Annotated in this window: 5 protein-coding genes and 1 pseudogene; 5 read left to right on the top strand and 1 reads right to left on the bottom strand. The window is 73.5% G+C overall.

Annotation, left to right across the window (positions count from 1 at the left end):
• Positions 1-58: 58 nt before the first annotated feature.
• The 4 genes and pseudogenes from FHU34_RS20790 to FHU34_RS20775 all read left to right on the top strand — a co-directional run.
• Positions 59-3,838 (top strand): annotated as a pseudogene (locus FHU34_RS20790) (type I polyketide synthase); the annotation flags it as partial.
• A gap of 13 nt (positions 3,839-3,851) precedes the next feature.
• Positions 3,852-4,613 (top strand): thioesterase II family protein, encoded by a 762-nt coding sequence (locus tag FHU34_RS20785; protein WP_145783124.1) that lies wholly within the window; start codon positions 3,852-3,854, stop codon positions 4,611-4,613.
• A gap of 43 nt (positions 4,614-4,656) precedes the next feature.
• A complete protein-coding gene (locus tag FHU34_RS20780; RefSeq protein ID WP_145783123.1) occupies positions 4,657-5,427 on the top strand; it encodes an ABC transporter ATP-binding protein in 771 nt (256 codons plus the stop codon).
• Positions 5,412-7,367, top strand: a complete 1,956-nt coding sequence (locus FHU34_RS20775; RefSeq protein WP_145783121.1) for a hypothetical protein — start codon at positions 5,412-5,414, stop codon at positions 7,365-7,367. The genes FHU34_RS20780 and FHU34_RS20775 overlap by 16 nt, the downstream gene beginning before the upstream one ends.
• 57 nt (positions 7,368-7,424) lie before the next feature.
• On the opposite strand, the gene FHU34_RS20770 is transcribed toward FHU34_RS20775, so the two are convergent.
• A complete protein-coding gene (locus FHU34_RS20770) occupies positions 7,425-8,666 on the bottom strand; it encodes a cytochrome P450 (protein WP_145783119.1) in 1,242 nt (413 codons plus the stop codon).
• Between the two features lie 237 nt (positions 8,667-8,903).
• On the opposite strand from FHU34_RS20770, the gene FHU34_RS20765 reads away from it, so the two are divergent.
• On the top strand, positions 8,904-25,496 hold the full coding sequence (locus FHU34_RS20765; protein ID WP_145783117.1) for a type I polyketide synthase: 16,593 nt from the start codon (positions 8,904-8,906) through the stop codon (positions 25,494-25,496).
• Positions 25,497-25,509 lie beyond the last annotated feature (13 nt).

The raw sequence follows: 25,509 nt of genomic DNA, 5'->3' as shown, positions 1-25,509 counted from the left end.
CGAGGTGGTGGCGGCGCTGCGTGCGGCGCTCGCCGACAACAAGCGGCTCAAGCAACGCGCCGCAGCCCCGGCGGCCCCGCCCGCGCCCGAACCGATCGCGATCGTCTCGACGGGCTGCCGGCTGCCCGGTGGAGTCCGGGGCCCCGATCAGCTCTGGGACCTGGTGACCGAGGGCCGGGACGCGATTGGTGAGTTCCCGTCCGATCGCGGTTGGGACCTGGCCGCCCTGTCCGAGCTCAGCACCGCGGGCTCCGGTGCCTTCCTCTACGACGCCGGTGACTTCGACCCCGGCTTCTTCGGCATCTCGCCGCGCGAGGCGATCGCCATGGACCCGCAGCAGCGGCTGCTCCTGGAGATCGCCTGGGAGACCTTCGAGCGGGCCGGGATCGACCGGGTCGCCGCCCGGGGCAGCCGTACCGGAGTCTTCGCCGGCACCAACAACCAGGACTACACGGGTGTGCTGGTCGCCGCCCTGGCGCAGGGCTTCGACGGGCACCTCGGCACCGGCAACTCGGCGAGTGTGGTCTCCGGGCGGATCTCGTACACGTTCGGCCTGGAAGGGCCGGCGCTCACCGTGGACACCGCCTGCTCGTCGTCGCTCGTCGCGGTCCACCTGGCCGCCCAGTCCCTGCGCGACGGCGAGTGCGACCTGGCGCTGGCCGGCGGCGTCGCTCTGATGGCCACACCGTCGGTCTTCGTCGAGTTCTCGAAGCAGGGTGGACTGGCCGCCAACGGCCGCTGCAAGTCGTTCGCCGCAGCGGCCGACGGCACGGGCTGGGGTGAGGGCGCCGCGATGGTCCTGCTGGAACGGCTGTCCGACGCCCGCCGCAACGGTCACCCCGTGCTCGCCGTGCTGCGCGGCAGCGCCGTCAACCAGGACGGCGCGTCCAGTGGCCTGACCGCCCCGAACGGCCCCGCCCAACAGCGGGTGATCCGGGCCGCGCTGGCCAACGCCCGGCTCACCGTGGCCGACATCGACGTCGTCGAGGCGCACGGCACCGGCACCCGACTCGGCGACCCGATCGAGGCGCAGGCGCTGCTGGCCACCTACGGTCAGGACCGCCCCGCCGACCGGCCGCTGTGGCTCGGCTCGATCAAGTCGAACATCGGCCACACCCAGGCCGCCGCCGGCGTCACCGGCATCATCAAGATGGTCGAGGCGATGCGGCACGGCGTGCTCCCGGCCACCCTGCACGTCGACCGACCCACCCCGCAGGTGGACTGGTCCGCGGGCGCCGTCGAACTGCTCACCTCGTCGCGCCCATGGCCCGCCGAGGGTCGGCCGCGCCGCGCCGCGGTCTCCTCGTTCGGGGTCAGCGGCACCAACGCCCACGTGATCCTCGAACAACCCGAGGAGACCGCGGGCCGGCTCGCCACCCCGGGCACCCGTGCCACCCACGGCGTCCTGGCCTGGCCGGTGTCGGCCCGCGAGCCCGCCGGGCTCCGCGCCCAGGCGGCGCAGCTGCTGGCGTACCTGCGGGAGCACCCCGGTCTGGATCCGGCCGACGTGGCGGGGTCGCTCGCGGTCACCCGCTCGCACTTCGAGTACCGGGCGGTGGCGGTCGGCACCGAGATGGACACGGTGACCGCGGCGCTGACCCGGATCGCCGACGGGACCGATCCCGGCGATCTCGCGGCGGCCCGACCGCAGGTGGCCTTCGTCTTCTCCGGTCCGGGCGCGCAGCGGGTCGGCATGGGCCGGGACCTGTACGCCACCTTCCCGGTGTTCGCCGAGGCGTTCGACGCGGCCTGCGCCGAACTCGACGTGCACCTGGACCGGTCGATCCGGGAGGTCGTCCTCGACGACGAGGCCGCCCTGGGCCGCACCGGGTACGCCCAGGCGGCGCTGTTCGCCGTCGAGGTCGCGCTGTACCGCCTGGTCGCCTCGTTCGGAGTGGTCCCGGACCAGCTCATCGGCCACTCCACCGGCGAGGTCGCGGCGGCACACGCGGCCGGAGTGCTGTCGCTGCCCGACGCGGCGGCGCTCGTCGCGGCACGAGGACGGCTCATCCAGGCACTCCCGGCCGGCGGCGTGATGGTCGCCGTCCGGGCCACCGAGGCGGAGGTCCGGGAGGCGCTCGCCGGATTCGAGGCGGTGGCGTCCGTCGCCGCCGTCAACGGCCCGAAGTCGGTGGTGGTGTCCGGCGCGGCGGAGGCGGTCGAGCAGGTGGTCGCGCGGTTCGGCAAGACCCGGAAGCTGGACGTGGAGCACGCTCTGCACTCACCGCTGATGGCGCCGATGACCGCTGACTTCGCCCGGGCCATCCGAGGGCTGACCCATGCCCCCGCCCGCATTCCGGTCGTCTCCACGGTGACCGGCGGCGTCGCGGAGTTCGACACCGACTACTGGGTCGACCAGGTCCGCGCCACCGTCCGCTTCGCGGACGGCGTCCGGACCCTGCACGAGCGGGGCGTCACCGCCTACCTGGAGATCGGTCCGGACGCGGTGCTCACCCCGTTGGGCGCCGACTGCGTCGAGGGCGCCGACCGGGACAGCGCCCCGCTGTTCGTCGCCGCACAGCGCCGCGCCGGGGGCGACGTCGAAGCCCTGGTAACCGCGCTCGCCCGACTGCACTGCCGGGGCGTACGACCGGACTGGGCGGCACTGCTGCCCGGAGCCGCGCGGGTCGACCTGCCCACCTATCCGTACCAGCGGCAGCACTACTGGCCGGCGCTGGAACCGGTCACCATGCCGACCGCAGCGGCCCCCGCCGAGCAGCCGTCGGCCGCGTCGGCAGCGCCGGTCCTGTCCCGGGACTCCACGTTCGAGGAGGTCCGCGACCTCATCCGGCTGGAGACCGCTGAGGTCCTCGGCTACCCCGGCATCGAGTCCATCCGGCCCGGCCGGGACTTCCTCGAACTCGGCGTCGACTCGGTGATCGGGCAGGAGATCCGCCTGCGGCTCAACACCGCCGCCGGCCTGAACATGCCTCCCGGCCTGCTCTTCACCTATCAGGACCCGGACCGGTTGGCCCGGCACCTGATGGCGGAGATGGCCGGGACGACGCCGGCCACGCCGGCCCCCACCCTGGACGCGCTGTTCCGGCAGGCGCGGCAGAACGACGACCTGCACGAGTACACGACGCTACTGATGCGGCTGGCCGAGTACCGGCCGACCTTCACCGCCGACGACGTGGACGCCGGGCGGGTGGCCGTACCCGCACTGGCACGCCTGGCCGAGGAGGGCGACGGCCCGCGGATCATCGCGTGTTGCACGACCTCGCTGATGGCCGGTCCGCAGGAGTACGCCCGACTGGCCGGCGCCCTGCGCGGCCGGTACCGGATCTCCGCCCTGGTCAATCCCGGTTACCAGGCGGACGAGCCGGCCCCCGCCGACCTGGCCGCCGCGCTGCGCCTGCAGGCCCGGGCGATCCGCGAGGACGCCGGCAGCGAGCCGTTCATCCTGCTGGGACACTCGGCCGGCGGTCTGGTCGCCAACGCCCTCACCGCCGAGCTGGCGGCCGGTGGCCTCACACCGGCCGCCGTGGTGCTGCTCGACTCCTACCCGCCGGCCGACGCGGTTCTCGGCCAGTGGATCCCCGAACTGCTCAACGGGCTGGAGATGGACGACGCCGGAGTGCCCGACGAGCGGTACCTCGCCTGGGCGTCGTACATCCGCCACTACGGCGAGTTCGAGCCGTTGCCCAGCACCGCACCCACCCTGCTGGTCCGCGCCGGGGAGCCCCTCGGCGTGGTGCCGGAGGACCGCGACTGGCGGCCGTCCTGGCAGCACCCGCACACGGTGGCGGACGCCACCGGGAACCACTTCACGATGCTCGGCGACCAGGTCGGTCGCACCGCCCAGACGGTGCACGACTGGCTGACAACGACCCTGTGAGACGGAGACTTCGATGACAATCACCACTGCCACTGCCACTGTCGACACCAGCCTGTGGCTGCGCCGGTTCCACCCGAAGCCGGACGCGCCGGTGCGTCTGGTCTGCCTGCCGCACGCCGGCGGTTCGGCCAGTTACTATCACCCGGTCTCGCGCGCCCTGACCGGCGTCGAGGTGCTCGCGGTGCAGTATCCCGGCCGGCAGGACCGTCGCGCCGAGCCGTGCATCGACACCGTTCACGGCCTGGCCACCCGGGTCGCGGAGCAGGTCGCCACCCTCGCCGACCGCCCGATCGCCCTGTTCGGTCACAGCATGGGAGCCTCGGTCGCCTTCGAGGTGGCGCGGCTCCTGGAGGAGGACGGCATCGTCCTGAAGCACCTGTTCGCCTCGGGGCGGCGCGCGCCGTCACGTCACCGCGACGAGCACATCCACCAGTTGGGTGACAACGGTCTGATCGCGGAGATGCGCCGGCTCAACGGCACCGAGGGCAAACTGCTCGACGACGACGAGCTGATCCGGATGATCATCGGTGCGATCCGCAACGACTACAAGGCCGCGGAGACCTATGTGTACCGGCCCGGTCCGCCGCTGTCCTGCCCGATCACCGTCCTGACCGGCGATTCCGACCCGAAGGTGACGGTGGACGAGGCCGATTCCTGGCGGACGCACACGACCGGCCCCTACGCCATGAAAGTTTATAGGGGTGGTCACTTCTACCTGAACAACCACCAGACGGACATACTGGAGACCATTGTGGATCGCCTGACGTCAGGCTGACGGCGACGCCGGCTTGAGCAGTCCGAGACTTCCGGAGGTACCAGTGACAACCCCGACACCCACGCCGGCTCTGCGGCTCATCGGGCTGTCCAAGGCATTCGGTGACAAGCGCGCCGTCGATCACGTCGACTTGGAGGTTCCGGGCGGCTCGTTCTTCGGGCTGGTCGGTCCCAACGGGGCCGGCAAGACCACATCGTTGTCCATGGCCGTCGGGCTGCTGCGCCCGGACAGCGGTCGCGCCGAGATCTTCGGTGTCGACGTCTGGGCCGACCCGGTCCGCGCCAAGGAGCTGATCGGCGTCCTGCCCGACAGCCTCGGCATGCCGGAACGGCTCACCGGCCGGGAGGTGCTCACCTACCTGGGTCTGCTGCGGGGCATGGAGCCCGAGGCGGTCGCCAAGCGCAGCCAGGAGCTGCTGGAGGTCCTCGAACTCGACCGGGCCGACAGCACCCTGGTCCTCGAATACTCGACCGGCATGCGGAAGAAGATCGGCCTGGCCACGGCCCTGCTGCACGCACCGAAGCTGCTGATCCTCGACGAGCCCCTGGAGGCCGTCGACCCGGTCTCGGCGGCGACGATCAAGGTGATCCTCCAGCGGTTCGTCGCCGCCGGCGGCTCGGTGGTCTTCTCCAGTCACGTCATGCCGGTCGTCGAGCAGCTCTGCGACCACGTCGCGGTCGTCACCGGCGGCCGGGTGGTCGCCTCCGGGCCGCTCGACGAGGTACGCGGCGGCAGCACCCTGGAGAACCGGTTCGTCGACCTGGTCGGCGGCCAGCCGGTGAGCGCAGGGGAGCTGTCATGGTTGGCATCCTGATCCGGATGAAGCTGGCCGTCCTGCGGCACTCGATGACCGGGCAGCGCGCCGCCGACATGATCGGTGGCGGCGTGCTGGGCCTGGTCCTCGCCGGAGGCACGATCTGGCTTGCCCTGCACGACTGGCCGGTCGACGGGCTACCCCTCGACCTGGTCGGCGCGGCGTTCGCGATCTGGACGATCGGCTGGCTGTTCGGCCCGGTGCTGTTCGGTGGCGGCGACGAGACGCTGCGCCCGGAGCACCTGGCGCTGCTGCCGATCCCACCGCGCCGGCTCGCGTTCGGCCTGCTCGCCGTCGCGTTCGTCGGCGTCGCCCCGGTGGTCAGTCTGGTGGCCTTCACCGCGCTGATCGTCGTCGCCCTCCCGGTCGGCGGCGCCGCCGCCCTGATCGCGGTGCCGGTGGTGTTCCTCCAACTGCTGTTCGTGGTGCTCGCCTCCCGGTTCGTCACCGCAGCGCTCAGCACGCTGATGCGCGCCAAGATCGGTGCGGTGCTGGCCGCCGTCATCAGCGGCGGCATCCTGGCGCTCACGCACACCGGCTGGGTGCTCAAACCCACCATCCAGTACGCCCTCACCGCAGGCTTCCCGGACAACCTGGCGGCCTGGGTGCGCCGGTTGCCGTCCGGCTGGGGCATCGTCGCTGTGGAGGCCGCCGGCCGTGGTGACTGGCTGCTGGCCGCCGCCGTGCCGGCCGGGTTCGCCGTGCTCAGCCTGCTGGCCATGCTCGGTTGGTCCGCGCTGCTGGTCCGCCGGCTCAGCCACCGCAGCGCCAGCGGTCGCCCGGCGCGCGGTCGCACCGCAGCCCAGAAGATCCGGGGTGGCGGCGTACAAGCCGTCGTCGGTCGGGAGCTCCGCACCGCGTCCCGCGACCTGATGCGCTTCCACTACCTGGTCTTCTCGCTCGTCTACGCCCTCGCGTTCTGTCTGCTGCCGCTCCTGGTCGACCTGCCGATCTTCGTGCCGTTCATCGGTGTCGCGTTCGGCATCTGGGCCGCCGCCATCTCCGCCAACCTGTACGGCGAGGACGGCACCGTGATCTGGCAGACCGTGCTCACCCCCGGGGCCGCCCGCCGGGACGTCCGTGGCCGCCAGCTCGCCTGGCTGCTGCTGACCGCCCCGGTGGTCGTGGTCCTCAGTGTCGTGCCCACGCTGCTCAGCGGGCAGACGTGGGCCTGGCCCTGGCTGGCCGCCCTGGTGCCGGCCCTGGTCGGCGGTGGCGCCGGCGTCATCGTGCTGATCTCGGTGCTGCGTCCGGTGCCGATGACCGACCCGCACAAGCGCAGCGGCAACCTCCTGGAAAACGGCACCGACTTCACCCAGGTCCTGCTCATGCTGGTGCTGGTCGCGGCCACCGCGGCCCCCGCCTACCTCACCGTCCGCTACGGCCCCGACTGGGCGGGCGCCGGCGTCGGCCTGGTCACCGGCATCCTGCTGGCCTGGCTGCTCGGCGACCTCGCCGCCAAGCACCTGGAAGCCACCGGCCCTGATCTGCTGGCCACCATGCGGGCCTCCACCTCCCGCAAGAGCAACCTCACCGGCGACGTCGACTGGGACCAGATCACGGCGTCCCTCGGCGGGGTGGATCTCGGCGAGAGCCGCCTCGGCATCGAGAAGGCGTCGCCGGCCCGCCGCGCCGCCGTCTACGTGTGCTTCATCATCTGCTGGGTCCCACTGATCGCACAGGGTGTGGTCCCGGCCTTCCTGAAGTACACCGACCCCGACCGGGACTCCTGGTTCGTGGCTCGCCTCGTCCCCGAGGCGCTGCACTGGCCGGTCGTGGGCGTCATGGTCCTGCTCGGCCTGGGCCTCATCGCCGCGGGCTTCCACCAGCTCCGGTTGGCCCGCAGGGAGAGCCGGCAGGCAACCGTGGACCGCGCCGGCCTCGCCGCCGCCCCGGTGGTGACCCGGCACCCCGAGAAGGTCGACGAACTGAACCATTGAGCACGACGACGAGGGCTCGGCCACCGCGGTGGCCGAGCCCTCGTGTGTGCCTGGACGTCACCAGGAGACGGGCAGCTCGCGGACGCCGTAGATCAGCGACTCGGAGCGGAGCGGGACGTCGTCCGCCGCCCCGTGCAGGCGCAGCCCGGGGAAGCGGGTGAGCAGGGCCCGCAGGGCGATCCGGAGCTCCGCGCGGGCGAGTTGCTGGCCGATGCACAGGTGTACGCCGTGACCGAAGGCGAGGTGCTGGTTGCCGGTCCGGGTCACGTCGAAGACCCCCGGGTCGGCGAAGCGGGACGGGTCGCGGTTGGCGGCGGACAGCGAGAGGCTGACGCTCTCACCGGCGCGGATGAGCTGACCGCCCACCGGCACGTCCTCGGTCGCGAGGCGCGTCACGCCGAACTGGAACGTCGGCAGGTAGCGGAGCAACTCCTCGACGGCGTCCGGAACCCGGTCCAGGTCGGCGCGTAGGACGGCCAGCTGCTCGGGATTGGTGAGCAGCGCGAACACGCCGAGGCTGAGCTGGTTGGCGGTGGTTTCGTGGCCGCCGACGAGCAGCAGCATGGCGATGCTGGTCAGTTCCTCGTCGGTGAGCGGGTCGTCGTCCGAGTCGTGGATCAGGCCGGAGATCAGGGCGCCGTCCGGCTCCTCGTGTTTGGTCGCCACCAGAGCCGCCAGGTACTGCCGCAGGTTCCAGGCCGACATCCCGACCTCCATCGGGGTGGCGTCGGTGCGCAGCATCGCAGCGGTCAGCGTCTGGAACTGCTCACGTTCGGCGTACGGCACGCCGAGCAGCTCGCAGATGACCAGTGAGGGGATGGGCAGGGCGAAGTCCCGGACCAGGTCGGACGGCGGGCCGGCGGCCTCGATCGCGTCGAGGCGATCGGTGACGATCTCGCTGATCCGCGGCTCCAGGGCGCGGACCCGGCGCATGGTGAACTGACCCATCAACATCTTGCGGTAGCGGGTGTGGTGCGGCGGGTCGACGTGGATGAAGAACGCCGGATCGGGCGGGAGTTGCTTGGCCTCCTCGGGGATCACCTGGATCGGGTTCGACGCCTTGAGGATGTCCGCGCTGAACCGGGTGTCGGCGAGCACCGCCCGGACGTCCTCGGCCCGCGTCACCAGCCAGCCGACCGACCCGTCCGCCATGATCAGCGGACTGACCGGGTGCTCCTCGGCGCGCTGGAGGAGTTCGTCGGGTGGAGAGAACGGACACTTGCCGCGCTGCCGGGGCAGCGGAGCCGGCTCCCCGGTGCCCGATCCGGCCGGGGCGGGATGTTGCGTCGCACTGGTCATCGTCACCACTCATTTCCGCATGGACATTGTCTCCACGATAGGAAGAACGGGTCTTCGGGAAATGCGCCACGACCCGGATCGGGGGTCGATCCAGGGGGATAGGGGCCGCCCTCCATGTCGGCCCCGGCCCGGGGTGCGCTCGATCCCGTAGGGGTGTCCGGCCGCTGCTGGCGCTCATTACCGTCCGAATCGAACGCGCCATCGGGCCGTGTGGACGAGTGGGGGCCGCGGATCGTCATGAAGAGCGAATCAGCATTCACCGATGGAAATGCGGAATCTGACGGTGTCGCCATTGTCGGTGTCGCGTGCCGACTTCCTGGCGCCAACGATCCCGCCGCGTTCTGGCGCCTGTTGGCGGACGGCCGCGACGCCATCACCGAGGCACCGGCCGGGCGCTGGGGGAGCGCCGAGGACCGTCCACACGGGGGCTTCCTGGACCGGGTCGACGGCTTCGACCCCGGCTTCTTCGGCATCGCCCCGCGCGAGGCGGCCGCCATGGACCCCCAGCAACGGCTCATGCTGGAGCTCGGCTGGGAGTCCCTGGAGGACGCCGGCATCGTCCCGGACGCTCTCGCCGGCACACGAGCAGGTGTCTTCGTCGGCGCGATCGGCGACGACTACGCCACAGTGATTCGCCGCCTCGGGGTCGACGGCATCACCCCGTGGACACTCACCGGCACCAACCGGGGCATCATCGCCAACCGGCTGTCGTACGTGCTCGGGCTGCGCGGTCCCAGCCTCACCGTCGACGCCGCACAGGCATCCTCGCTGGTCGCCGTCCACCTGGCTGCGGAGAGCCTGCGCGAGCGCCGCTGCCATGTCGCCCTGGCCGGTGGGGTCAGCCTCAACCTGGTCCCGGAGAGCACCCTCACCGCCGCCGCGTTCGGTGGCCTGTCGCCGGACGGCCGCTGCTACACGTTCGACGCCCGGGCCAACGGCTACGCGCGCGGCGAGGGCGGCGTCGTCCTCACCCTCAAACTCCTCACCGACGCACTCGCCGACGGCGACCAGATCTACGGCGTGGTCCGGGGCAGCGCGGTCAACAACGACGGCGGTGGCGACAGCCTCACCACACCCACCAGCGACGGCCAGCGGGACGTGCTGCGCGAGGCGTACCGGCAGGCCGGTGTGGACCCGGCGGCGGTCCAGTACGTGGAGCTGCACGGCACCGGCACCCGGGTCGGCGACCCGGTGGAGGCCGACGCGCTCGGCACGGTCCTCGGGGTGGCGTCCGGCCGGCGTCATCCGCTGCTGGTCGGGTCGGCGAAGACGAACGTCGGGCACCTGGAGGGCGCGGCGGGCGTGGTCGGGCTCCTGAAGACCGTGCTGGCCCTGCACCACAGGGAACTGCCACCGAGCCTGAACTTCGCCACGCCGAACCCACGCATCCCGTTCGACGAGCTGCGGCTGCGGGTGCGTACGGAGCACGGGGCGTGGCCGGAGTCGGAGCGGCAGCTGGTCGCCGGGGTCAGCTCGTTCGGCATGGGCGGAACGAACTGCCACGTCGTGCTGTCGTCGGCGCCGACCCGGCCGCCCGTGACCGACGAGCCGGCGACAAACGAACCCGTGGCGTGGCTGCTGTCCGGGCGTACCCCGGCCGCCGTGCGCGCGCAGGCCGGACAGTTGCGGGACGCGGTCGCCGAGGACGCGCGGCCGGTGGACGTGGCGTACTCCCTCGCCCGGCACCGCAGCGACTTCGACCACCGGGCGGCGGTCGTCGGAGCGGACCTGACCACCCTGACCGAGCGCCTGGCCGCCCTCGCCGCCGACGACTCGCCGGTGCAGCGGGTCGGCGATGGCCGGCTCGCGTTCCTCTTCGCCGGCCAGGGGTCGCAGCGGGTCGGGATGGGCCTCGAACTCGCGGACACCTACCCGGTGTTCGCGGCAGCCTTCGACGCCGCCTGCGCCGACCTCGACGCGCACCTGGACCGTCCGCTGCGCGAGGTCGTCGCGGACGGGTCGGAGCTGGACCGGACCGTCTACACGCAGGCCGCGCTGTTCGCCTTCGAGGTGGCGTTGTTCCGGCTCGTCGAGTCGTTCGGCGTCACAGCGGACTACCTGGTCGGGCACTCCATCGGCGAGATCGCCGCAGCCCACGTCGCCGGGGTGCTGTCCCTGGCCGACGCGGCGACGCTGGTCACGGCCCGGGGCCGACTGATGCAGGACCTGCCGACCGGCGGCGTGATGACCGCGGTGCAGGCGTCCGAGGCCGACGTGACACCGCACCTCACCGACGGCGTGGACATCGCGGCGGTCAACGGCCCCCGCTCGGTGGTGCTGTCCGGCGCCGCCGACGCGGTGGCCGGGGTCGCGGCGAGGTTCGAGAAGACCCGGCAGCTCCGGGTCAGCCACGCCTTCCACTCGGCGCTGATGGAACCGATGCTCGTGGCCTTCGCCGAGGTCGCCGAGACGCTGACGTACGCGCCGCCGACCATCCCGATCGTCTCCAACGTGACGGGGCGGATCGCCGAGACCCAGGACGCCGCCTACTGGGTGCGGCACGTGCGGGAAGCGGTCCGGTTCGCCGACGGGATCGCGACACTGGAGAGCGAAGGCGTCACCACGTTCGTCGAGATCGGCCCGGACGGGGTGCTCTGCGCGATGGGCGCCCACTGCGTGTCGACAGGCGCGTTCGTCCCGGCCCAGCGCCCGGACCGCCCGCAGGCGGAGACGGTCGTCGCCGCCCTGGCCCAGCTGCACGGCCGGGGGGTCGCCGTGGACTGGACGCCGTCGCTGGCCGGCGGCACGCGCGTGCCGCTGCCCACGTACGCGTTCCAGCGGGAGTCCTACTGGGTCTCCGAGACCGCCGACGAGCCCGCGACGCCGGCCGCGCGCAGCGCCGCGCGCTCCGAGGACGACCTTCTCGACCTGGTACGAACGCACGCCGCCTCGGTGCTCGGCCACCCGGACCCGTTCACCGTCGACACCACCCACTCCTTCAAGCAGCTCGGCTTCGACTCGCTGACCGCCGTCGAACTCCGCGACCGCCTCAGCTCCGCCCTCGACCTCGCGTTGCCGGCCACCCTGCTCTACGACAGCCCCGACCCGGTCACGCTCGCCCGGTGGCTGCATACCGCCTCGGGCGGCGTCGACCCCTCGACCGTGGAGGATTCCCCGCAGCCGGGGCGGCCCGACGCCGACGAGCCGATCGCTGTCGTCGCGATGGCCTGCCGCTATCCCGGTGGCATCACCGACCCCGACGAGCTGTGGCACCTGGTGTCCAGCGGCGGTGACGCCATCACCGGCTTCCCCACCGACCGGGGTTGGGACCTGACCGCCCTCTACCACCCGAACCCCGGTCACCCGGGCACCAGCTACACCCGCTCCGGCGGTTTCCTGCACGACGCCGCCGAGTTCGACCCGGGCTTCTTCGGCATCTCCCCGCGCGAGGCGTTGGCCATGGACCCGCAGCAGCGACTGCTGTTGCAGGCCTCCTGGGAGGCGGTGGAGCGGGCCGGCATCGTGCCGGGCGCGCTGCGCGGCAGCCGCACGGGGGTCTTCGTGGGCGCCACCTCCCACGAGTACGGCGCACGCCTCGCCGAACCCGCCGACGGCCTCGACGGCTACGTGTTGACAGGCAGCACGATGAGCGTCGCCTCCGGCCGCATCTCGTACGTGCTCGGCCTCGAAGGGCCGGCGCTGACAGTCGACACCGCCTGCTCGTCGTCGCTCGTCGCGCTGCACCTGGCCGCCCAGTCGCTGCGCCGGGGGGAGTGCGAACTGGCCCTGGCCGGCGGTGCCACGGTGATGGCTGGCCCCGGCATGTTCGTCGAGTTCAGCCGCCAGCGCGGCCTGGCCGGCGACGGCCGGTGCAAGGCGTTCGGCGCGGGCGCCGACGGCACCGGGTGGGGCGAGGGCGTCGGAGTCCTGGTCCTGGAACGGCTGCGCGACGCGCAGGCGAACGGTCACCAGGTCCTCGCCGTGATCCGGGGCAGCGCGATCAACTCCGACGGCGCCTCCAACGGCCTGTCCGCCCCGAGCGGCCCGGCCCAGCAGCGGGTCATCCGGGCCGCCCTCGCCGACGCCGGACTCACCCCGGCCGACGTCGACGTGGTCGAGGCACACGGCACCGGCACCACACTGGGCGACCCGATCGAGGCGCAGGCGCTGATCGCCACCTACGGTGTCGACCGACCCGAGGACGACCCGCTGTGGTTGGGCTCGCTGAAGTCCAACATCGGCCACACCCAGGCCGCCGCCGGCGTCGGTGGCGTGATCAAGATGATCCTCGCGATGCGCGCCGAGGTGCTGCCCCGCACCCTGCACGCCGACGAGCCGTCACCGCACGTCGACTGGTCCGCCGGCACCGTCCAACTGCTCACCGAACCCCGCGACTGGCGGCGGAACGACCACCCCCGTCGGGCCGCCGTCTCCTCCTTCGGCATCAGCGGAACGAACGCCCACCTGGTCCTCGAAGAGGCGCCCGACGTCGACGTCCCGGACCGCCCGACCGTGCCGCGGACCGTGCCGGTGCTGGTGTCCGCCCGTACGCCGGACGCCCTGCGACGCCAGGCCGCGCGTCTGCGCGACCGCATCGGAAACGACGACACCCACCTCGCCGACCTCGCGTACACCCTCAACGCCACCCGGACCCGGTTCGAACACCGGGCGGTCGTCCTCGCCACGACACCGGACGACCTGCGCGACGCGCTGGCCGCCCTGGCCGACGACCGGTCGGAGGCGAACGTCATCACCGCCCACCCGGCCGAGCCCGGCCGGATCGCGTTCGTCTTTCCGGGACAGGGCTCCCAGTGGCTGGGCATGGCCGTCGAACTGGCCGACGCCGACCCGGTGTTCCGCGACCACCTGACCGCCTGCGGCGCGGCGCTGCTCCCGTACACCGGCTGGGATCTTCTCGCCGCGCTGCGCGGCGACGACGACGCGCCGTCGCTGGACCGGGTCGACGTGGTCCAGCCCGCGCTGTGGGCGGTGATGGTCTCCCTGGCCCGCCTCTGGCAGGCCGCCGGTGTCCGACCGGCCGCGGTGATCGGGCACAGCCAGGGCGAGGTCGCCGCCGCGCACATCGCCGGCGCGCTCACCCTCGACGACGCCGCCCGGATCGCGGCCCGCCGCAGCCAGGCGATCGTCGCGCTGGCCGGGCAGGGCGGGATGCTCGCGGTCCAGGCGTCCGCCGCCGCCGTGGAGCAGATCCTGGCCCGCTGGGGCGGCCGGATCAGCGTGGCCGCCGTCAACGGTCCGACCGCCGTGGTGGTCGCCGGGGAGCCCGCCGACCTGGACGACCTCGAACCGGCGTTGACCACCGTGGGCATCGAGGCGAAGCGCATCAAGGTCGACTACGCCTCGCACTCGGCACACGTGGAGGCGATCCGCGACGAGCTGCTGCACGCGCTCAGCGGGGTCGAGCCGCGCGCCGCCGACATCCCGTTCTACTCCACCGTCTACGGCTCGCGGCTGGACACCACCGAGCTGGACGCCGACTACTGGTACACCAACCTGCGCCGGCCGGTCCGCTTCGCCGAGACGGTGGACGTGCTGCTGTCCGACGGGTACCGGGCATTCGTCGAGGCCAGCCCACACCCGGTGCTCGTCGCCGCCGTGCAGGACTCGGCCGACGAGGCCGGAGTGGACGCCGCCGTGCTCCGGACGTTACGACGCCACGACGGCGGCCCGGACCGGTTCCGGGTCGCGCTGGCCGAGGCGTACGCGCGCGGGCTCACCGTCGACTGGACGGACCTGACCCCGGACGGCTCGCTGGTGGCGCTGCCCACCTACCCGTTTGAACGGGAGCACTTCTGGCATCACCCGGTCGTGCCGGGCAGCGCCGACGACCCGGCCAACGACCCGTTCTGGGCGGCCGTGGAGCGTGGCGACGCCGCCGCGCTCGCCACCGACCTGGCCCTGGCCCCGGGCGCACTGGACGAGATCGTGCCGGTGCTGGCCGCCTGGCGGCGTGAACAGCGGATCCGCGCCGGGGCCGCCGGTTGGCGCTATGTGGTCGAGTGGAAGCCGCAGCCGGACGCCACTGTCACCGCCGACGGGCACTGGATCGTCGCCGTGGCCGGGTACGACCCGGGCACCACCGCCGTCCTCCAGGCTCTCGGCGACGCCGGGCTCACCCTCGACGTGGTGGTCGTCGCGGACGACGCCGACCGGGCCACCCTCGCCGGGCGGCTCGCCGGTGACGCCGACGGTGTCCTCTCCCTGCTCGCCTTCGCTGAGGGGCCCCTCGGCGAAGGTCTGCGTCGCACTCTGACCCTCACCCAGGCACTCGGTGACGCCGGCGTCGACGCCCCGCTCTGGCTGGTCACCCGCGGTGGCGTCGACACCGGGCCGGCGGACCGGGTGGACGACCCCGAGCAGGCCCTGATCTGGGGTCTCGGCCGGATCGTCGCCCTGGAACACGCCGAGCGGTGGGGCGGCCTGGTCGACCTGCCCACCGACCTCGACGAGCGGGCCGCCGAGCGGCTGCTCGCCGCGGTGGCCGGTGAGGACGGCGAGGACCAGGTGGCCATCCGGGTCGACGGTCGCTACCTGCGCCGCCTCGGCCACGCACCCCGCCCGGCCCGACTGGCCGGCGGCCTGCGCCTGGACGGACCGGTGCTGGTCACCGGCGGTACGGGTGCCCTCGGCGGCACTGTTGCCCGCTGGCTCGCCGAGCGTGGCGCGCCGCACCTGATCCTGCTCAGCCGGCGCGGCCCGGACGCGCCCGGCGCCGCCGACCTGGTCGCCGAACTGGCCGAACTGGGTGCCACCGCCTCGGTCGTGGCCTGCGACGCCGGTGACCGTGACGCCCTCGCGGCGGTCCTCGCCGTGCATCCGGTCAGCGCTGTCGTGCACGCCGCCGGGCTGCTCGACGACGGCACCGTCGACACCCTCACCGCCGACCAGGTCGACCGGGTGCTCGCCGCGAAGGTGGCCGCCGCCCGTAACCTCGACGACCTCACCCGGGACCGGGATCTCAGCGCGTTCGTGCTGTTCTCGTCGATAGCGGCGAGCATCGGCATCCCGGGGCAGGGCAACTACGCGCCGGGAAACGCGTACCTCGACGCCCTGGCCGAGCAGCGCCGCGCCGACGGCCTGACCGCGACGTCGATCGCCTGGGGTCCGTGGGCCGGCGGCGGCATGGCCGCCGACGCCGCAGTCGGCGATCTCATGCAACGCCACGGCATCACCCCGATGGACCCGCAGATCGCGCTCGCCGCCCTGCAACAGGCCCTGGACGACGACGCCACCACACTCACCGTCGCCGACCTCGACTGGGACCGGCTGGCCCTCGCGCTCACCGCCGGCCGCCGCCGCCCGCTGATCGAGGACCTGCCGGAGGTGCAGCGCGCCATCGGCGCCGGCGCTGTCACGTCCCGCCCGGCCGGTGGCCCCGCCGAGAGCCTCGCCGCCGCACTGGCCGCGCTGCCCGAGGCGGCCCGCGAACGGGCACTGGTCGGCCTGGTCCGCGAACAGGCGGCGCTCGTACTCGGCCACACCGGCCCGGACGCCGTCGACCCGAACCGCCCGTTCCGCGAGCTGGGCTTCGACTCCCTCGCCGGCGTCGAGCTGCGCAACCGCCTGCGCACGGTCACCGGCCTGCGCCTGTCGACCACCCTGGTCTTCGACCACCCCACCCCGGCCGCCCTCGCGGCGCACCTGCACGATGAGCTCACCGGTACGCTGCCCGCCCAACCGGCTGACGACCCCGCCACGGTACGGGTACCCGACGAGCCGATCGCGATCGTCGCGATGGCCTGCCGCTACCCCGGGAACGTCACCTCGCCCGGCGACCTGTGGCGACTGCTGGACGACGGCGGTGACGCGATCGGTGGCTTCCCCACCGACCGTGGGTGGGACCTGGCCGCCCTCTACGACCCGGACCCGGATCACCCGGGTACCTCGACCACCCGGCACGGCGGGTTCCTCTACGACGTCGCCGACTTCGACCCCGCCCCGTTCGGCATCTCCCCCCGGGAAGCCCTGGCGATGGACCCGCAGCAGCGGCTCCTGCTGGAGACCTCGTGGGAGGCGTTCGAACGGGCCGGCATCGACCCCGCGACGCTGCGCGGCCGGCACGCCGGGGTCTACGTCGGCCTCACCTACCAGGACTACGCGTCCCGGGTCCGGCAGGCGCCCGCCGACCTGGAGGGCTACCTGCTCACCGGCAGCACCGCGAGCGTCGCCTCCGGCCGGATCGCGTACGCCTTCGGCCTCGACGGCCCGGCCGTCACCGTGGACACCGCCTGCTCGTCGTCGCTCGTCGCGCTGCACCTGGCCGTACGGGCGCTGCGGGCCGGTGAGTGTGACCTGGCGCTGGCCGGTGGCGTCGCCATCATGTCCACCCCGCACATGTTCGTCGAGTTCAGCCGCCAGCGTGGTCTCGCCCCGGACGGCCGCTGCAAGCCCTTCTCCGCCGACGCCGACGGCTTCGGCTCCGCCGAGGGCGTGGGCATGCTGCTGGTAGAGCGTCTCTCCGACGCCCAGCGGCACGGTCACCCGGTCCTCGCCGTGGTGCGTGGCACCGCCGTCAACTCCGACGGCGCGTCGAACGGCCTGACCGCCCCGAACGGCCCCGCCCAGCAACGGGTGATCCGGGCCGCGCTCGCCGACGCGGTGCTGACGCCCGGCGACATCGACGTGGTGGAGGCGCACGGCACGGGCACTCCGCTAGGCGACCCGATCGAGGCACAGGCGTTGCAGGCGGCGTACGGGCCGGACCGCCCGGCGCAGCGGCCGTTGTGGCTCGGCTCGGTCAAGTCGAACCTGGGGCACACCCAGGCCGCGGCCGGTGTCGCCGGCATCATCAAGATGGTCGAGGCGATGCGCCACGAGGTGCTGCCCCGCACCCTGCACGCTGGGACGCCCAGCCCGCACGTCGACTGGGCGGACAGCCCGCTGCGGCTGCTGGACACGGCCCAACCGTGGCCGGCGGACGTGCCGCGTCGGGCCGCCGTGTCGTCGTTCGGCATCAGCGGCACCAACGCCCACGTGATCCTGGAGGCGCCCGCCGGGGTCGGCCGCGTACCGGCCCTTCCGCAGGCGTCCTCTCCCGTCGTACCGCTGGTGCTCAGCGGGCAGTCGACCGACGCGCTGCGCGCCCAGGCGCGTCGCGTCGCGGACCGGCTGGCCGAACCGGGCACACCCACACTGCTCGACACCGGCTGGACCCTGGCCGCCGCCCGGACCGCGTTCACGCACCGGGCGGCGCTGCTCACCAGCGAGAGCGACGCGGTGGGCGCGCTGCGCGATCTGGCCGCAGGCCGCGACCACACAGGCGTGCACACCGGTGAGGTACGGGCCGGAGGTCTCGCCTTCGTGTTCTCCGGTCAGGGTTCGCAACGACCGGGCATGGGCCTGGCCCTTTATGAGACGTTCCCGGTGTACGCGGAGGCGTTCGACGCGGTCTGCGCCGAGCTGGACCGGCACCTGGACCGGCCGATCCGGAACGTGATCGCCGAGGGTGACGACCTGGACCAGACCATCTACACGCAGGCGGCGTTGTTCGCCGTCGAGGTGGCCCTGTTCCGGCTGGTGGAGTCGTTCGGTGTCACCCCGGATTACCTGGTCGGGCATTCGATCGGTGAGATCGCCGCCGCGCACGTGGCCGGGGTGCTGTCCCTGGCCGATGCGGCGACGCTGGTCACCGCCCGAGGCCGGTTGATGCAGGCGTTGCCGGTCGGCGGTGTCATGGTCGCCGTACGGGCCACCGAGGCGGAGGTGCTGCCGCTGCTGACCGGCGGGGTGTCGGTCGCGGCGATCAACGGCCCGCGGTCGATCGTGCTGTCCGGTGTGGCCGACGAGGTCACCGATGTAGCAGCGCACTTCGAGAAGTCGAAGCGGTTGCGGGTCAGTCACGCGTTCCATTCGGTGTTGATGGAGCCGATGCTTGCCGAGTTCGCCTCGGTGGCGGCTGCGCTGACCTACGAGTCGCCGCGTATTCCGATCGTGTCGAACGTGAGCGGGCAGGTCGCGTCGACACAGGATGCCGCCTACTGGGTGCGGCACGTCCGCGAAGCGGTCCGCTTCGCCGACGGCATTGCCACACTGGAGAGCCTGGGTGTCAGCACGTTCGTGGAGATCGGCCCCGACGGGGTGCTGTCCGCGATGGGCGCGGACTGCGTCAGCGACGCGGTGTTCGTACCAGTGCAACGCTCTGACCGGGACCAACCTGCCACGCTGCTGGCCGCTCTCGCGCAGGTCTTCGTGCGCGGTGTCGCTGTCGACTGGACGCCCTGCCTGACCGGCGGGCGGCTGGTCGACCTGCCCACCTACGCCTTCCAACGGCAGCGCTTCTGGCTGGAGGACGACACCGCTGCCCCCGACACCCCGTTCTGGCAGGCCGTCGACCGCGGCGACCTCGCCGACCTGCTCGGCGTCGCTGACGACCGCCCGCTCGACGAGGTCCTTCCCGCGCTGCGCGCCTGGCGTCGCCAGGGCACCGACCCCGGCCTGCGCTACCGCGTCGACTGGCCGGTCCGGGACGTCACCACCGCCCCCCGCCCCGGCCGCTGGCTGATCGTCGTCCCCGACCTCGACCTCCCGATGTCCGCAGGCCTCCTGGCCGCCGGCGGTCCGGACGTGATCGCGGTGCCGGCCGGCGCACTGCCCACCATCGACCCGGGCCAGATCGGCGGCGTGCTGTCCCTGCTCGCCCTGGACGAGCGTCCCGACCCGGACCACCCACACCTGTCCCGTGGCCTGACCGGCACCTCGGCGTTGCTCCGCGACCTTCCGCAGGGCACCCCGCTCTGGGCCGTCACCACCGGCGCGGTACGCGTCGGCGGCGAACCCCGGATCAGCCCGCACCAGGCCACCGTGTGGGGGTACGGCCGGGTCGCCGCCCTCGAACTCCCCGACACCTGGGCCGGCCTCGCCGACCTGCCGGAGAACCCCGACGCGCACACCCTCGCCCGGCTCTGGGCGGTGGTACGCAGCACCACCACCGAGGATCAGGTCGCCATCCGGGACACCGGAGTCCACGTCCGACGCGTCGTACCGGCCGCCCCGCCAGCGACCCCGACCACTTGGTCGCCCCGCGGCAGCATCCTGATCACCGGCGGCACCGGCGCGCTCGGCGCGCACGTGGCCCGCTGGCTCGCTGGCGCGGGCACCCCCCACCTGGTGCTGACCAGCCGGGCCGGCGCCGACGCCCCCGGCGCGGACCAGCTGCACAGCGAACTGACCGCGCTCGGCGCCCGCGTCACCATCGCCGCCTGCGACGTCGCCGACGCCGACGCCCTCAGCGACCTGCTCGACACCATCGGGGACCTGACCGCCGTCTTCCACACCGCCGGCGCCCTGCGATTCGCCGCAACGCTCGACGACGACCCGGCCGGGCTCGCCGAGGTCGCCGCCGCCAAGGTCGCCGGCGCCGCCCACCTGGACCGGCTCCTCGCCGAGACCCCGCTCGACGCATTCGTGCTGTTCAGCTCGATCGCCGCGCTCTGGGGCAGCGGTGAGCAGAGCGGGTACGCCGCCGCGAACGCCTACCTGGACGCCCTCGCCGACGATCGGCGAACCCGAGGCCTGACCGCCACCTCGGTCGCCTGGGGCCCGTGGGGCGACGGCGGGATGGTCGACGCCGGCACCGAAACCCTGCTGTTCCGGCGCGGACTGCCGGTCCTCGACCCGCAGACCGCTGTCGCCGCGCTGCGTCAGGCCGTGGACGGCGACGAGACCTACGTGGCGGTCGCCGACGTCGACTGGTCCCGTTTCGCCCCCATCTTCAGCGCCGCCCGACCCCGGCCGTTGATCGACGACCTGCCGCAGGTGCGGGCGCTGGTCGGTCAGACCGTCGAGCAGACCACCACGCCGCTGGCCGAGACGCTGGCCGCGCTGGCCCCGGCCGAGCAGGAACACCACCTGCTCACCCTCGTCCGTGGCGTCACCGCCGCCGTCCTCGGTCACGCCGGGCCGGACGCGGTCGGCGCGGAGCAGGCGTTCCGCGAGATGGGTGTCGACTCGCTCACCGGCGTGGACCTGCGGGACCGGCTGCGCCGCGACGTCGGCTTCGCGCCGCCCGCCACCCTCGTCTTCGACCACCCGAACCCGCTCGCGGTGGCCCGCTACCTACGCGACCGGCTGCTCGACCAGCCCGCCACCGCAGCACCGGTCCCGGCGTCGACAGTGGCACCCGACGACGACCCGATCGTCGTGGTCGGCATGTCCTGCCGCTTCCCGGGCGGCGTGCAGGGACCCGACGACCTGTGGCGGCTGGTCGCCGACGAGGCCGACGTCATTTCCGGCTTCCCCGCCGACCGTGGCTGGGCACTCGACGCGCTCTACCACCCGGACCCGGACCACCAGGGCACCGCTTACACCCGCTCCGGCGGCTTCCTGCACGACGCGGCGGACTTCGACGCCGACCTGTTCGGGGTGAACGGCCGCGAGGCCCTGGCGATGGACCCGCAGCAACGGCTCCTGCTGGAGACCGCCTGGCAGGCGCTCGAAGACGCGGGCCTGCCGCCACGGGCCCAACGCGGCCAGCGGACCGGCGTCTTCGTCGGCGGCGCCCACCTCGGGTACGGGGAGGGCGCACCGCCACCACCCGGGGTCGAGGGGTACCGCCTCACCGGCAACGCGACAAGCGTGATGTCCGGCCGGGTCGCCTACACCTTCGGCTTCGAGGGGCCGGCCGTCACCATCGACTCGGCGTGTTCGTCGTCGCTCGTTGCCCTGCACTGGGCGGCCCGCGCACTGCGGCAGGGGGAGTGCACGCTAGCCCTGGCCGGCGGTGTCGCGGTCATGTCGAGCCCGGCGGTCTTCGTCGAGTTCAGCCGGCAGGGTGGACTCGCCCCGGACGGCAGGTGCAAGGCCTTCGCCGCCGGTGCCGACGGCACCGGTTGGGCCGAGGGCGTCGGGTTCGTGGTCCTGGAACGGATGTCGGACGCCCTGGCCAACGGGCACACAGTGCTCGCCGTGATCCGGGGCACCGCGGTCAACCAGGACGGCGCGTCCAACGGCCTGACCGCCCCGAACGGGCCCGCGCAGCAGCGGGTGATCGTCGAGGCGCTGGCCGACGCCGGCCTGTCCACGGCGGACGTCGACGTGGTCGAGGCGCACGGCACCGGCACCACGCTCGGCGACCCGATCGAGGCGCAGGCGCTGCTCGCCACGTACGGGCGGGGTCGGCCGGCCGAGCAACCACTGCTGCTCGGCTCGCTCAAGTCGAACATCGGGCACGCCCAGGCCGCCGCCGGCATCGGCGGGATCATCAAGATGGTCCAGGCGATGCGGCACGGCCTCGCGCCACGGACCCTGCACGTGGACGAGCCGACACCGCACGTGGACTGGTCGGCCGGTGCGGTGCGGCTGCTGACCTCGGCGCAGCCGTGGCCGGAGACCGGTCGGGCGCGCCGCGCGGCGGTCTCGGCGTTCGGGGTGAGCGGCACCAACGCCCACGTCATCCTCGAACAACCGGAGCCCGCCGCCCAGCCCGACGTGACCGCCCCGGACCCGGTCCCGTCGACGCGACAGCTCCCTTACGTTCTGTCCGGACGCTCCGACCGGGCGCTGCGGGCCCAGGCGGAACAGCTTCTCGCCGCCGGTGTGGACCGGCACGTCGAGGCCGGGACCGGCGTGACCCTCGCCCGTTCCCTGGCCACCACCCGCTCCGCTCTGGAGCACCGGACCGTCGTCCTGGCCGCCGACGCCGACGCTCTGCGGTCCGGGCTGCACGCCGTCGCGGCCGGTGAGCCCGGCCCGTCGGTCATCGGTGGAACCGCCACCGCCACCGGCAAGCTCGCGTTCCTCTTCACCGGCCAGGGCAGCCAACGCCCGGGTGCCGGCCGAGACCTGTACGCCACCGAACCGGTCTTCACCACAGCGCTCGACGAGATCCGGGCCGCGTTCGCCCCGCACCTCGACCGCCCGCTGCTCGACGTCATGTTCGCCGAGCCGGGCACCGGTGACGCGGCCCTGCTGGACCGCACCGAGTTCACCCAGCCGGCGCTCTTCGCCCTCGAAGTGGCCCTGTACCGCCTCCTCGAAACGCGCGGCGTGACAGCCGACTACCTGCTCGGCCACTCCATCGGTGAGCTCGCCGCCGCGCACGTCGCAGGCGTCCTGTCCCTGCCCGACGCCGCACGGCTGGTCGCCGCGCGGGGCCGGCTGATGCAGGCGCTCCCCTCCGGCGGTGCGATGGTGGCGATGCAGGGCACCGAGGCGGAGATCCGGCCACTGCTGACCGGCGACGTGTCGATCGCCGCGGTCAACGGCCCCGACTCGGTGGTCGTCGCCGGCGACGCGGACACCGTCGACCTGCTCGTCGAGCGGTGGCGCGCGGACGGGCGACGGGCCAAGCGGCTCAACGTCAGCCACGCCTTCCACTCCGCGCACATGGACCCGATGCTCGCCGAGTTCGGCCGGATCGCCGCCGAACTCACGTACGCGCCGCCGACGATCCCGCTGATCTCCGACCTGACCGGCGAACCGGTCGGCCAGCCGGACGCCGACTACTGGGTGCGGCACGTCCGCGAGGCAGTGCGCTTCGCCGACGGGATCACCGCACTGGACGCCCGGGGTGTCACCGCGTACTGCGAGGTCGGCCCGGGCGGGGTGTTGACCGCGCTGGCCCGGGAGTGCCTGCCCACGGCGAGGCAGGCGGACGCCGTCCTGGTCGCCGCACTGCGCGGTGACCGGGCCGAACCCGCCGCGGTTGCCGAGGCGGTGGCCGGCCTGCACGTCGGCGGGGTGCCCGTCGACTGGGCGAGCGCGCTGCCCGGCACGGCAACCGTGCCGTTGCCCACCTACCCGTTCCAGCGCCGCCGGTTCTGGATCGCCCCGGCACTGCCCGGCAGCACCGGCGCTGACTCGTCGGACGACCCCTTCTGGTCCGCCGTGCAGCACAACGACCTGGAGACGCTCGGCACGATGCTCGGCGACGCCCGGGTGGCGGAGGTGGCGCAGGCGCTGCCGGTCCTGGCCGACTGGCACCGGGGCCGTCAGGCCCGCGACACCGCCGACCGACAGCGGTACCGGGCACAGTGGGAGCCCGTCGCCATGCACGGCACCGCCCGTCTCGGCGGAACCTGGCTGGTCGCGCTTCCCGGCCCGGCGGACGCGTACGCCCGTACCCTGATCGAGGCCCTGACCGACGCTGGCGCCCAGCCCTGGCCGGTGGTGGTGGACGGCCGCGACCGGGCGGCGATCGCCGCCGAGCTGGACTCCGCGACCGGGGTCACCGGTGTCCTGTCGCTGCTCGCCCTGGACGACCGGGAGTTGCCCGGCCACCCCGGGGTGCCCAACGGGCTGGCCGCCACAGTGGCCCTGATCCAGGCGGCCGGGGACGCCCACCTCGACGCGCCACTGTGGGCCGTCACCCGGGGTGCGGTCTCCGCTACCGCCGAGGTCACCGACCCGTCCCAGAACGCCGTGTGGGGCCTCGGCCGCGTCGCCGCCCTGGAGCACTCCGCCCGCTGGGGTGGGCTGATCGACCTGCCGGACCGCGTCGACGGCCTCGCGCTCTGCCGGGTGCTCGCCGACGGCGGCGTGGACCAGGTGGCTCTGCGCGACGCCGGCACGTTCGTCCGCCGCCTGGTCCGGGCACCGCTTCCGCCCGCCGCACCGATCCGCTGGACACCCCGCGACACCGTCCTGATCACCGGTGGCACCGGCGCGCTCGCCGGGCACGTGGCCCGCCGACTCGCCCAGGACGGCGCCGGCCATTTGGTCCTGGCCAGCCGGCGCGGTGCCGACGCCCCCGGCGCGGACGACCTGACCCGGGAGCTGACCGCGCTCGGTGCCAGGGTCACTGTGGTGGCCTGCGACCTGACCGACTCCGACGACGTCGCCGAACTGCTCCGCCGGGCCGACGCCGACGCGCTGCCGCTGCGCGCCGTGGTGCACACCGCCGGCATCGGTGACTCGGCCCCGCTCGACGAGACCACCCCGGAGCTGCTGGCCCGCATCGTCGCCGCGAAGATCGGCGGGGCCCGGCACCTCGAGGACCTCCTCGGCGACCGGGACCTGGACGCCTTCGTCTGCTTCTCCTCCATCTCCGGCGTCTGGGGCAGTGGCGGTCAGGCCGCCTACGCCGCGGGCAACGCCTTCCTCGACGCGTTCGCCGAACGGCGTCGCGCCAGAGGCCTGGCCGGCAGCGCTGTCGCCTGGGGGCCGTGGGGCGAGGGCGGCATGGTCGCCGACACCGGGACCGAGGAACACCTGCGACGACGCGGCCTCACTCCCCTGGTCCCGTCCGCGGCTGTCGACGCCTTCGCCCGCGCCCTCGACCACGGCGACGTCACCGTCGCGGTCGCCGACGTCGACTGGGCCCGCTTCGCACCCGCCTTCACCGCCGCCCGCCCCAGCCCCCTGCTGGACGGCGTCGAGGAGGCCCGCGCGGCGGTCGCCGCACCGGCCGTACCGGTGCAGGCCGCCGGGCCGATCGACGGGCTCACCGACCTGCCCGACGCCGAACGCGGGCACCTGCTGCTCGACCTGGTCCGGACCGAGACGGCCACCGTCCTCGGCCCCGGCGGCGGCTTCGAGGCGAACCGCGCCTTCCGCGAACTCGGCTTCGACTCGTTGACAGCGGTCGAGATGCGCAACCGGCTCACCGCGGTCACCGGGCTCAACCTCCCGGCCACCCTGGTGTTCGACCACCCGACCCCGGCGGTCCTCGCCGCGCACCTGGACACCCTCCTGATGCGCGAGCACCGCCCGGCCGCGCCGACAGTGGAGGGTCGGCTCGACGACCTCGAGGCGGCCCTCGCCGCCACCGGTGTCGACGACGCCGACCGGCCCGCCCTGGTGGCCCGCCTCCAGGCGCTCGCACACCGCTGGGCCGCCACCGAGGAACCGGCGGAGGTGGGCGGCGACGAGATCGGCGACGCGACCGCCGACGAACTGCTCCAGATCATCCAGAACGAATTCGGCAGATCTTGATCCGCGCAGCGGG

This window comes from Micromonospora taraxaci, from assembly GCF_007830095.1.
GTDB classification, from domain to species: Bacteria; Actinomycetota; Actinomycetes; order Mycobacteriales; family Micromonosporaceae; genus Micromonospora; species Micromonospora taraxaci.
Note: the sequence above shows the minus strand (reverse complement) of the source record. Positions and strands in the feature narration are given on the sequence as shown.

Bases quoted from the DNA above. Each gene is read 5' to 3' on its own strand.
- FHU34_RS20770 (WP_145783119.1), bottom strand. From the start codon at position 8,666: ATGACCAGTGCGACGCAACATCCCGCCCCGGCCGGATCGGGCACCGGG.
- FHU34_RS20785 (WP_145783124.1), top strand. From the start codon at position 3,852: ATGACAATCACCACTGCCACTGCCACTGTCGACACCAGCCTGTGGCTG.
- FHU34_RS20765 (WP_145783117.1), top strand. From the start codon at position 8,904: ATGAAGAGCGAATCAGCATTCACCGATGGAAATGCGGAATCTGACGGT.
- FHU34_RS20775 (WP_145783121.1), top strand. From the start codon at position 5,412: ATGGTTGGCATCCTGATCCGGATGAAGCTGGCCGTCCTGCGGCACTCG.